At 42.1% G+C, this 13,994-nt stretch carries 3 protein-coding genes; 1 reads left to right on the plus strand and 2 read right to left on the minus strand.

Annotation, left to right across the window (positions count from 1 at the left end; all coding sequences use genetic code 11):
- On the minus strand, positions 1-9,898 hold a 9,898-nt coding region (locus LVD47_RS15735), incomplete at its 3' end, for a choice-of-anchor Q domain-containing protein (RefSeq protein ID WP_236978598.1).
- 753 nt (positions 9,899-10,651) lie between these two features.
- Here LVD47_RS15735 and LVD47_RS15740 point away from each other — a divergent pair.
- Complete coding sequence (locus LVD47_RS15740; protein WP_236978600.1) at positions 10,652-12,739, plus strand: S9 family peptidase; 2,088 nt, start codon at positions 10,652-10,654, stop codon at positions 12,737-12,739.
- Between the two features lie 483 nt (positions 12,740-13,222).
- Here the strand turns inward: LVD47_RS15740 and LVD47_RS15745 are convergent, their stop codons facing one another.
- A complete protein-coding gene (locus LVD47_RS15745) occupies positions 13,223-13,537 on the minus strand; it encodes a rhodanese-like domain-containing protein (RefSeq protein WP_236978609.1) in 315 nt (104 codons plus the stop codon).
- Positions 13,538-13,994: the final 457 nt, after the last annotated feature.

Consider the following 13,994-nt stretch of genomic DNA (forward strand, 5'->3'; position numbering starts at 1 on the left):
CCTGTACCTCTATATCAAAGGTTTCTATCGTTTCATTTCCACTCGAATCTATTGCCGTCAGCGTAACCATTACTATTGTTCCCGGTAGGCCCAGGTTCTCATCAACAGCCGGCTCCTGTATAAAACGCTCCACTCCACAATTATCCGAGGCATAACTGCTCAGATCCGGCATCGTCGCCATACACTCATTATCCAGCATCAATTCCACTTCTTCCATAGCAATCACCGGTGAGATTGTATCCAGTATTTCTATCGTAAAGCTTGTATCAGTGCTATTACCACTCTGATCCCATACTTCCAACACAATATCTAGCAGCCCCGGCATTACTTCAGTACCTGCATCGGGAATTTGCATTACGGAATCGATCCCACAGTTATCCATGGCCAAGGAAGAATAGTCTTCAATCACACCTGTACAGGACACATCGACATATACCGTATCCATACCCGCAGGAACGGGATCAAAGGTCGGGGATATCGTATCCAATACTTCCATCATAAATACTGTATCCGTGGTATTACCCGAGGAGTCCGACACCGTTAACATCACTTCTGTCAATCCTGCTGACAAAACTTCACCCACTGCCGGAACTTGAATGACTGTATCTAACAGGCAATTATCCATCCCATACCCACTCAAATCCGGCATCCCTACACTACAATCCGCTCCCACATACAAGGTTGTATCGATTAATCCAATCCTTGGAGAGATCGTATCCAAGACCTCTAAGATAAACATTGTATCAGTGCTATTACCAGAGGAATCAATGACAGACAATTCTACTGTGGTCATTCCCGCGGGTATCACCATTCCCACTTCCGGACTCTGGATTACCGTATCCACCGCACAATTATCCATCCCATATCCACTTAAATCCGGCATTGCCGAACTACAATCCGCGTCTGCATACAAGGTAGTATCAATTAATCCAATCGTCGGAGAGATCGTATCCAAGACTTCTAACACAAACGTCGTATCCCGCTGATTCCCTGACGAATCGATCACTGACAATTCTACTTCCATCATGCCGGCATTGATCAACACACCCGCTTCCGGACTCTGAATTACCGTATCCACATCACAATTGTCCATTCCATACTCGCTCAAATCCGGCATCTCTGCAATACAATCCGCTCCCACATACAAGGTTGTATCGATTAATCCAATCCTCGGAGAGATCGTATCCAAAACCCAGATCGTATCCTCACATCTAAACAACGTATCGGACATTCCAAAACTTAGAGGTTTTATCAAATAAATATTATATAATCCAGCCGTATCTTCACAGGTAAATTCCGTTTGAACTAATTCCACAACCGTATCCAATACACAATTCGTCAAGGATGGAAGGTCGCCAATTAAATCCAGTTCTTCAATACTTGTCAAGGCTTCCCCGTTCTCATCCAGGTACACCGTATCTTGTTTGCAATATTCCCTCCATTCATATGCACCTATATCTACGGTACCATTGAATACCCTTGACAAATCGTCCAGATCCTCCATTACAGTAACCGGATTATTCAACCCCATATCAATAGCGGGTGAATTGCGCATCAATCGAAAATCTCCCGATGCCGTAGGTGCTGCAGATGCTAAAGGAGAATAAGCAAATAAAGGATCCGATTCGAATTTATTAGTGGCAGCGGGTGCATCAACGCAGCTATTGCAGTTTTCATTTAGCCCGATGTAATTAGTTTGGAACAATGAATACTGAGCTGATACATTAATATTTTGTCCGAAATTATAAAAAACGTCCCCCTGATTGGCTTCATTTCTATAGAAAATACTGTTTATAATCACAGGTGAACTTTCTCCACCAATTTCAGTGTTTACCACGGCACCCCCCTGACTGCCTCCATTGTTACTGGCAAAAACTGTATTTATAATTACTGGGGAACTGATTCCGTTTTGCCCATAATTATATAACCCACCTCCTGATGTTCCCGCACTATTTCCGGAAATAATGGAATTGATAATCTCAGGAGAACTTTCTCCGCCGCCATCTACATAGTTATACATTCCACCTCCTGATGCTTGGGCACTATTTCCCGATATCTTACAATGCAATATTAAAGGAGAACTAACACCTCCATTTGCAAAATTAAAAACCCCACCACCTAAGTTTCCCGCATAGTTATCCGTAACGATACAATTCTCAATAACCGGCGAGCTGATGCCATTGAGTCCGCCATTAAATATAGCTCCTCCAAAGACTCCTGCTGTATTCTGTAGAAAGCTAGTATTTCGTATTATTGGTGAAGCATTTCCCGAGGAACGACCATCATTATATAATGCCCCACCATGTGAGTTGGCATTGTTATCTATAAATTTACAATTTAAAATTTTTGGATTGGAACGGTTGTCGCTACCACTTCCGATATTTAGCCAACCTCCACCAACAATATCAGGATTCACTCCGTCGGCATTTCCTCCTGTAATTACAAATCCATCCACTATTGTCGTAGTATCTACGTTCGTCGTGCGAACTACATGATAACTATTACCATCTAGTGTTCCGTCTCTATCAATATCACCACTTAATACAGTAGGGAATAATTCACATTGCATGTCCCGGTCCTCGATAGATCCTCCCCCGGAAGGAAAACCGCCCATCACCACCGTACTATCCGGTATAACAAACGAACTGCCCCGGTCCATATCATCTGGCGTAGGATAATACGTACCTTCCGCTACTAAAACACTATCTACATTCGGACAATTCCTTACAGCCTCCAATGCTTCCTGAAGATTGGTAAAAGCATTCAACCAGGAAGTACCGTCACTCAACCCCAAAGCTGTACTATCTACATAGACCACTCCAGATACGGGACAGCCATTCAACACCGTTACAACTACATCATTACCATCCCCTCCTGTATAGGAAATCAAGGCATCAAGACCACTTCCCAGGAAATTGGGAATAATACTTCCCTCCGGAAGGCTGTTGAAGGTCCCGACAACAGCATCGCTACCGTCATTAGATAAGATGACAAATGACTCTCCGCCGGTGGGAACATAACTGCCTGTAAGAACCAGGTCATCCCCGGTAAGATCCACACTACCTATAACCTCCAACTGGGTATATGTCCCTCCCATTCCGTTTCCGGGCACCGTACCGTTGACCTCAATAGCAATATCACTAGCAAAAGAAAGAGTAGAAGCATTCACATCATTTCCATCGTACCGGGGATACACTGCTGCCGGCGAATCCCCCGGATGAAGCAACAATGTCCCGCCACCGGTCTGGACTCCACCGCCGGAAAAAATAATATCACTCCCGCTGATCAGCTCTATAGTTGTGGCCGTATTTCTACTTATATCCGTCGAAATTACAATGCTATCCGCATTTTCACTGCCTATAATCAACCGTCCTGCACTGACACGATCCAGCTCCGCATCTGCTAAAGATAAGGGACCGTTGAGCGGATCAGCCGTACTTCCCAAATCTATATTCACACTACCGTCTTCGGTAAAAGGTTTTATAGTTACCGAATCCGGTGTATTAACGATCCCTCCGGAAAATCGCATATTATCTCCCCGGAATAGAATGTGACTTGTATTGGCCAGGGCATTTATCTGTGATGTATTGTCCAGAAGGATGGAAGCCGAGTTTTCGCCCACTCCCTTTTCTCCGATAAATTCTATTTTACTTCCGGAAGCAGTTTCCACTTTGCTCGCCGTTAAATTGGAGATCCCGTGATTTTCATCGGAAGTACCGCTGCCACCACCGACTCCATGTATCGTTATACTTCCTGCGCTGGCAATGACGCGATCCGCCAAATTTCCATATAATCGCACACCGGTATTATTATCTCCTGTACCCTTTCCACCTTCTCCATATATATTGATATGGCCAGTACCTGTAGACCGGACCAGGCCAATCCCATTTATATGCACTCCATAATTCCCGGCACCGTTCCCGGCCCCACCCCCTGTTCCGGTGATATCTATGTTTCCATCCTCACTCTCCACAATGGCACCGCTACCAAGTATCGTAATCCCTTCATTGCTATTTCCGGAAGCCATTCCCCCGCTTCCGATGAGGGTGACATTTCCCAAATTCCGGGCGCTGACCAGGCAACTTCCATTATAAATTCCTCTATTACCATGTCCGCCCGAAGTCTCCGTTCCCGTACCCTCTATCCGGATGTCCGCCCCGGTAGTCTTCACTTCGCCTCCTGCAAGATAGACAGCAGGTATAACTATATAACTTTCGTCACCACCAATTCTCCCAATTCCTTCGATATCCACTAATCCAGTTGCTCCCCCGATAATTTTACCATTATTCAACCATATTCCAGTAGGATAACCACTATTTCCGCCACGACCTTTCAGGAATATATTCCCGGTTCCGGTATACTCTATAGTTGAACCATTAATGTAGATACCGTGAAAATTCCCGGATGTGGGAATGGATTGCTGATTGGCTTCCATTACAATATCACCGTTTTCGGCAGAAACTAATGAAGTGGCACCATTCACTTCAATATTTCGCGACACTTTATAAGTAAGACGTCCGCTACCACTCAACCGTATTTCCGTACCATTGGTTACCGCAATCCGGTCTTCACCCGGTGTAGCCCCATCTGCCTGCAGATCCGCCGTCAAATGAGCATCCGGCATAAAAGAAAGGTCACCGATAAATCGAACCTGATCATCGCCTCCGCCTCCGCTGACTTCCAGACTGGGCAATAGTGACGTAAAAGAATCGATCTGAATCATATCATCTCCTGCCGCTGCCCGGATCCGGATCGTATCCGTACCCGCCAAAGCTACATCCACAGGCAGATTTTGCACCGGTCCGCTGTCTAAGGAATACGTCCGACCGGTAGCAAAAAAACGAACATTGGCTCCGTTTTCAGACATAGTCAACGTATCCCCGTTCCCGGAAATATCGGTTATTATAAGTTCATTATCATTCGTCGTCACCTCATAATCGGCATTCACAGCCGCCGTCACTGTCACCATGAATGTACAGGAAAACACACAAGAACTATCGTCCATTACCGTGTATTCAATCTCATTCAATCCCATTGAGGCCTGTGCAGGATCAAACATCCCTGCCGATACTCCAGGCCCGGAAAAAGTTCCTCCGGCCGGTACGCCTCCCGTTAAGGCCACTGGAGCCGCATTGCCCGCTATACTAAAGTCCGCCGGGCAAGTCACTACAGTCTCTTCACCTACTGTGATCACAAAATTGCAGGAGTCTACACAACCATTTCCGTCCGTATAGGTGTAGGTAATTTCGTGCATACCAGTACCGGCATTTACAGCATAAAAACTATCCAGCGCGACTCCCGGCCCCGAAAAAGTCCCTCCACCTGGTTGTCCGGGGTGGTCCGTGACCAATGAAACAGCGGAAGCTCCAAAACATACAAAAAAGTCAGGCGGACACACAGGCTGAGGCGCCGGGCCACCCGGAGCCTGGAATTCATAGGCCCCCATGTCAATCTCAGCACCAAAAATTCGTCCATACCCATCCGCATCTTCCGGTTCCATATTCGCAGCACTATCTCCTGCATTAATTGCCGGAGAACAAACCTGAACCCGAAAATTTCCTTCTGCTGTAGGTGCTGCTGAAGCTAAAGGCGCATTGACAAACAAAGGATCCTCTAAAAATAAATTCCCTCCACCTGAAGTATCTATGCAGTTCGTACAATTGCCATTGAGACTCGTATAATCCCCCTGGAATAAAGAATATTCCACAACAGCAAATCCGCTATTGAAATTTGCAAATGTCTCACCTTCTGAACCGTCATTATTATAAAAAATACTATTAATAATTTCCGGAATCCCTCCTGCACCATAATTATACATGGCTCCTCCGTTAATTCCAGCTTTATTTCCCGAGAATACAGAATTTATTACCTTGGGAGCACTTTCACCATTCAGGGCATAATTATACATTCCCCCTCCATCGGTGCCTGCCGAATTTCCCGAGACAACAGTATTGATCAAGACAGGGGAACTTACACCGCCTCCATCCACATAATTATATATCCCACCGGCTGATGCGTTCGTTTGATTTCCGGAAATTTGACAATTAATAAAAACAGGAGAACTCGTCCCATTATTGGCAAAATTACAAACCCCACCTCCATTATTTGCAGAACTATTGTCTATGATCCGGGTATCCCGGAATCGGGGAGAACTTGCTCCACCTACCGCATTATTAAATATAGCGCCCCCAAACAGACCTCCGGTATTATTGGAAAAAGTACAATTTTCGATAATGGGAGAGGCATCCCCCTCGCTCCTTCCGTCGTTATATAGTCCCGCACCATGTGTAGACGAATTATTGCCGGTGATTTTACAATTCCGTATCGTGGGATTGGAAGAATTACCATTCCCCATTCCGTTATTAAACCAGCCTCCGCCCGTAGAAGGCAAAGGAAAGGCTCCATCGGCATTTCCTCCGGTAATCGTAAAACCATCAACAATAGTAACAGAATCCACGTTGATCGTCTCTACAATGTGGTAACTATTACCGCTTAATGCTCCATTCAGATCAATATCGCCGTTTAAAACCGTTAAATTTAATTCCCAATCCCGATCGGCTAACATTCCTCCTCCCGAGGGAAACCCTCCCAACACTACGGCGCTATCCGGGATCACAAAAGAACTGTCCCGATTCATACCATCCGGAGTGGGATAATAGGTTCCTTTTGCTACAAAAATGCTATCCATATCCGAACATTCACGCACCGCCTGCAACGCATCCTGCAGGTCGGTAAAGGCATTGGCCCAGGAGGTACCATTATTCGCCCCGGTTGCTATGCTATCTACATATGCAATACCAACTGGGCACACATTCAATGGAGTCTGGAATTCATAGGCCCCCATATCGATGACACCGCCATTGGCCACATCATATACCCGGCCGTTGCCCGCCAGGTCCAAATCATTTTGTAAATCGCCGCCGGCATTGGTATAAAGCGTATTATCCCCCGTATTGACGGCTGGGCTTCCGGCCAGAAAGCTATAATCACCATTGGCAGGATTGGCAAAAAGCGGATCGGCGTCGATATTATTGGTTCCGGTATAGCCTCCTTGTACAATGCTGTGGGATACAACAAATGTAGAGGCTTCAATGTCGTAAATTTCGTTAGCAGTATCGATTGCCACATTTCCCCAAAAAATACTATTGTATATTTCGGTCTCAGCAATATCATTATATATCCCACCGCCTCTGTGGGCCGTATTTCCGGAGAAGGTTACATTGGTAAGGGTAGAGGAAGAAAAATAGCTGTTATATATTCCACCACCGTTGCCACTGGCAGTATTTTCGAATATGACGACATTGCGGAGAGTGGGAAAAGAATTGATGTTAAGCGTACCACCGCCCTCGGTGGCGGTATTACCCACAATCAAACTATTGGTCAGTAAAATATTTCCTCCATTGGTAAACATTCCACCCCCGAAATCATCACTATGGTTTTCATTAAGTATCAAGTGGGAGTAGACTGTGTTTCCAGTACTAAGTATTCCGCCTCCGTAAACATCATCACCACCTGTGTTTTTAACCTGGTTGTGGCTAATTTTAGTATGGACTACCGTACCGGTGGCCTGATTGTACAGTCCACCGCCGCGCTGGCGGATAAAGGTGCTGCCTGATACATTCATATCTGCGCTTCCTCCATCGCCATTGCCCCCTCTTATGGTTACTCCATTCACCACAAAACCGTCGGCTGAGGTCGGGGCGAGCATTACGTGGTATGCGTTGTCATTATAATTCATAAAATCGGGACCGTCATCACCGTTAAGGTCGCCGTTTAAGATGGTTCCTTGTGTTCCATTTAATGTGGGTAGGATACGGTTGTCGGTCAGGTCGGTAATACCGTTTCCAGGGTCAAAACCGCCGTAAAGCTGTACATTTTTTACCATTACAAAGGCGTTGTCACGGTTGCCGTTTTGATCGTAATTGCCGTCTTCGGCGTTGTACAGGGGGTTGTAATTGCCCTGGGCCACGTATATTTGCAGGCTGTCATTGTCCAGCCAGTTGTTATCCGCATCGTATTGTTCGCGAGCCCATTGGAGGGCAATGGCGAGTTCGGTTACGGCGTTTTTCCAACTGTTGCCCGCTCCGTCTATATAGTTGGGATCGCTTTTATCGACATTTTTATCAACATAGAGAATATTATTCGCATCCGGGGTAATGACAGTTGGGGGCGCCATGGCAAAAAGTCTGAAATTTTCCACTGCCAATTCTTCACTATTTGAACCATTGGAAGAAGCTCTTAATCTCAGATCCAGGGTATTACCGGAACCCGGAATATTTTTCTCGAATTCCTGAAAAGCCTTACTCAAAACAATTCCGTCACCGATATCGTCAATATTCGTGTCTTCCGCAAGTAATCGATCCGTGGCATTATTCGCATAAAAAGCGATAAGCCTTTGATAAGCACTTGCGTCAATCCTGTATTCCAATACAATATAATCAGAACTGGAAAATCCCAATTCTACATTCTCCCAATTAGCAAAGGTGCCCTGAGCTCCAAAAAAACCACGGAATATTAAATCCTGCTGTCCGGTTATATCTACAGACCATACTATATTCTGCTCTTCTTCCCCGGAGCCAAAAGCACCATCGTGGTCTTCCCCTGCCCAAAAATAGGAACCTTCAATATTTGTATACTCACCATCAGAAGCGGTAGAGGTATTGATATCCGAATTAGTAGTTCTTTTAAAATAAGAATCTGAACTTCCTCCGTTTTCACTTGGGGTTCGTGTTCCACTACTGGGGCTGGAAGGATCTTCAAAATTATCTTGCCAGTAAAGTATTTCCCCGCTTCCCGCTATGGGCTGTACCGGTCCCAATAGCATACTTTCATTTGGTAATCCCGCGTCGGCCCCATCATTCGGGATCACTTCAAAACTAATGTATTTATTTTCATCGAAGGATGTCAATGCAAAGGTTATATTCATTGCTCCTCCAATTGGTATCTTATTGGTTCCCATATTATCATCCGACCGATACCATTGATAAGTACTTCCACTTTCCGAATCCGCATCATCATCCACATAGATATAGTTTCCTGTCAAGACTTGTCCTGTAGTGGGATTACCGGCCATCGATACGAATAAAGCCTCCGGTGGATAATTATTTGCCGCATTTTCCAGTAATCGAAAATTATCAATGGCCCATTCTTCATTGGAGGAGCTATTTGAATGTACACGGATCCTCAATTGCAATGCAGAACCGGTTCCGCTTATCGTCTTTTGAAATTCCGTAAAATTCTTTGTCAATATCTCTCCTTCTCCAATTTGATCCCCATTAAAATCTTCAGCTAGTTGCTTATCGAGGGAAGAATTAGAATAAAAAGCAATAAGTGCGTTATACCCCCCACCATCTATCTGATACTCTACAATGATATAATCATCGGGATCCCAGGCCTGGTTTTCGGATTGAGCTGCAAAATTCCCCTGAAATAATAAGTTGGTTCTTCCTGAAATATCAACCGTCCATAGAATTTCCTGTACTTCTTCTCCTACACCAAATGCTTCGTCATGATCCTCGCCTGCCCAAAAATATGAGCCTTCGATATTGGAATAATTACCATCCGATAAAGTCGAAAGATCAAGGTCGCTATTCATCGCCCTTTTAAAATATGACTCCATTCCCCCTCCAGTGTTTGAAGGGATCCGTGTACCTGAGGAAGGTGATGTGGCATTTTCAAAGTCATCGGTCCAGAAAACCGTTTCCATAATGGGTAAGGAAGGATTATTCGACCTGTAAAGTAATGGGGTTAAGAAAGAATTTCCGGATATTTCATCTGCCATCGACGAATGGGCAATTACAAAAAGAAAAAGTACAAGAGTCAATCTTGTCAAAAAAGTACAAAGTTCGTCCAATAAAACATGTACAACTCTTTTATCACAGACGTAAATATTCTTCATTCACCTAGTTTTCAGTTCTTGGAATTTCTGGATTGTAGGAAGCATTTTATAATACTTCCACTCTAAAGAGGATGGTTAATAAACTTAAATTATAAGATATCAAACACCATTATGTAGTAAGATTTGAGACCATTTATAAATCTTCTGCATAATAGAAATTTTTAGTAAATAACTATAAATCAACTTTGTTAAAAAACAATTTCATCTCAATAATTTTTATTTTTCAGCAATAGATCTCTTAATACTGTATTCATCAACGCCTCATTTTTATATTAATAAAGACATTCAACAAAAAAACCGGTTTGGTATATTAGAAATGACCAAACCGATTCATGAAATTTTAATGTTTTCAGCTTACATAAATATAAGGACGAAGAACTCAAAAAATCCAAACGACTTGATTTATCCCGCCTTTAAAAATTGAGTTTAAGTATGAGGTTAATCTGGTTGTAGTAAGCTGGCTAATAAAATTACTAATTATTTGAATCCGTAAAATATTAAACAAAGGCTAAAATTTACTAAAAATTAATGGGACAAAAACCTGACATTTTATATTAAGCTGATAATCATATTTTTAAAATCTATTACATTTCGGCATAACATTTTAAATAATTTAAATACTAAAGTTTCAAACCAGCAAAAATGAAATAACAATCACATCAGTTAGTATAGAGGCCAATGAGCATCAAGCATCGAATTCCCGTCACATAGATTTCCAACTTCTTGTTATATTCGCCAATTAAATACTCAAGTATGGACGACAATAATCAAAAACAAAATATGACGCCCCCCCGGGCCAAACAAATATCCCACCTACGGGATATCCATGGCGACAAAGTGCAAGACCTCTACTTCTGGCTCAACGATTATTTCAAGAAAGGTCCCCATGCTGATCAAGTAATTGAATATCTCAAAGAAGAAAATGAATATACCCGATTTATAATGAAGGATACTGAAAATATTCAGCGTGAACTTTTTAACGAGATGAAGTCCCGAATTAAAGAATCGGACCAAACCGCCCCCTGGTTTAAAAACGGATATTATTACTATACCCGGACTGAAGATAACCGACAATATTATAAATTTTGTAGGAAGAAAAAGAACCTGAATTCCGAAGAAGAAATTCTTTTGGATGTGGATGAAATGGCGAATGGTCATGCTTATTACGCAGTGAAAGGATTTAATATCAGCCCGGACAATACTTTACTGGCTTTTGGTCTGGATACCCTTTCGAGAAGACAATACCAAATCCTCATTAAAAACCTGAAAACCGGTGAATTAATTAATACAGGTATTAAAAATACAAATAGTCAAACCGTATGGAGTAGTGATGGGAAAATCCTTTTTTATGTAGAAAATAACCAGGATACATTGCTATCTGAAAAAATCAAGCGTCATAACGTAGGAGATAATCCGGAGAAAGATGTAACCGTCTACAGGGAAAATGACCCTACAAATTATATCGGAATTGGAAAATCAAAAACTGGTAAATTCATTCTATTATACTCCGGAGGCACATTGTCTTCAGAGATTAGATATATTCCGGCCGACGATCCTGAACTCCTTCCTCAAATCTTTACACCTCGAATGAAAGAGGTATTATATCATGTATTTGCACTTGAAAATCGATTTTTGATATTAACAAACAAAGGCGCCCAGAATTTCAAATTAATGGAATGTCCTTTGAACAAAACATCTGTGGAAAACTGGAAAGAACTTATTCCTCATCGCAAAGATACACTATTGAGTGATGTTAATGTTTTTAAAAACTTCATCGTTCTCACCGAAAGGAAGAATGGTTTGACTAAAATCCGAATTCAAAATCGCCAAACCAGCTCAAGTTATTACCTCGATTTTGATGAACCCGCCTATACCGCCGGACCTTCAAAAAACTTAGAATTTGATACTTCCTATTTGCGTTACCACTATACCTCAATGACCACTCCTTCTTCCGTATTTCAATTCAACTTGCAGAATCGGGAAGTTCAACTACTAAAACAACAGGAAGTTCTGGGTGATTTTGATCCTAAAAATTATAAAACGGAAAGAATCCAAGTCCCCTCCAGAGACGGGAAAAAGATACCTGTATCGATTGTATATTCTCGCAATTTTACAAAAACAGGAAAGTTCCCCCTTTTACTTTATGGCTATGGGTCGTATGGTGCAACCATTGATCCAGGATTTAGTTCCACGCGAATTTCACTGCTGGATAGAGGGTTTGTCTTTGCTATTGCGCATATCCGCGGAGGAGAAGACCTTGGAAGGGGTTGGTACGATAATGGCAAGATGGAGTTTAAGAAAAACACCTTCAATGATTTTATAGATTGCGGCAAATATTTAGTCAATCAAAAATATTGCCACCCCTCCCAATTATATGCTCAGGGTGGAAGTGCCGGTGGATTGTTGATGGGAGTAATAGCGAATGAGGCCCCTGAACTGTGGAAAGGGATAATAGCTCAAGTACCCTTTGTTGATGTGGTCAACACCATGCTTGATGAAACCATCCCCCTCACAACAAATGAATACGATGAATGGGGAAATCCCAATATTAAGGAACAATATGATTATATTAAGAGCTACTCACCATATGAAAATATAAAAAGGCAGGCATATCCACATATACTGGTAACTACTGGCCTACATGACAGTCAAGTTCAGTACTTTGAACCTGCTAAATGGATAGCTAAGTTAAGAGAATTCAAAACAGATAATAACCTCTTGTTACTTAAAACCGATATGGATTATGGTCACGGTGGAGCATCCGGACGCTTTGACTATTTAAAAGAAATCGCTCTGAATTTTGCTTTCCTTTTGAAAATAAATACCATGCAGGATTTATAATGAATTCCTGTTCAACAGTTTACTTTTGTTCCCGAATGATGAAAGAAATATAATAAACATAGGGCTTTGCAAACCCTGTATTGAACCCTATGTTTATTAGTAACCTACTTCCTACTACTATCCTTGTCAGATAGACAGGGAGACGGATGTAGATGGCGTTTACCTCAGGTTTTCACTGGTTAAACCAAGGGGTGGGAACTCAGTAAATACAAATCTCTCCTTCAAGCTTATATGTTATTTAGTATTTCAGTAATCTGTACCGCTGAAAAGTAAACCGTCTTCCTACAGGGGACTGTAAAGCCCTCCAAGGTATTCACACACTATCAAGTTGAATCCCATTATTGTCAAGCTACCAGAATCCTGAATATTCATCTAATTCTGATAACTATCAATTGTATTTGCGCCCACTGTAGAAAAAGTGGTTTTCTACAAGCAAGGAGCATTGGTGTTGTCAAAAGCTTTACAATTTTACCATGGATAATTCTATGAAATAATCTCCTTCAATTTTTTCCAGCCTCCACCATTTTCTGCGCGCAATCCATTTGCTTTTAAAATCTCAACTGCCATGCCACTTCTATTTCCACTGGCACAACAACATAAGACCGGTTTGTTCTCCTTTTTTAACTTTCCAATTTCACTTTTTAATTGGTTTAACGGAATATTCTTTGAACCAGAAATATGGCCCTGACTATATTCTTGTGCTGATCTGACATCTATTATTATAGCACCATTTTGTTTCAATTCCTTTATAGTTTCTACATCCTGGCCCAATCCGAATAATGAACTTAATAATCCCATAATTTTTAATTTTTGTTTACTCAAATTAAAGGGTTTTCCCGGGTACAAACGGTTACTTTTATCACATATAGAAAGATTGGTTGGCTAAAAGGTAGAAGGCTTTTAATTAAGCAGTCTCTATTCATATCGAAAGTTGAATATTGTTATTACACTAACTACTTTCTTTAAACTTTTTTTTTATTAGTTATAAAATGTAATTTTAGCGTCTTTATACTCGTGGCGCTTACGATTGACCGGTTGATTTTATGAACACAGAGTCTTTGTATCGAACAAAAACGAAAGTAGTACGGAGAAATAGTCCGCCCAGACCGTATTAAAATAGTATCAATAAGGAACCGTAAATTCCTTTTTCAAGGGGCGTAAAAGGTACAACTCTGTCCGGAGCAAGGCTTCAATATAAATTTTGTGGCCATTTTTCTCCCCAAAAGCCAGTCAAATCTTTTCACGTTTTTTATGT

This window comes from Membranihabitans maritimus (assembly GCF_021729145.1).
Lineage (GTDB): Bacteria > Bacteroidota > Bacteroidia > Chitinophagales > Saprospiraceae > Membranihabitans > Membranihabitans maritimus.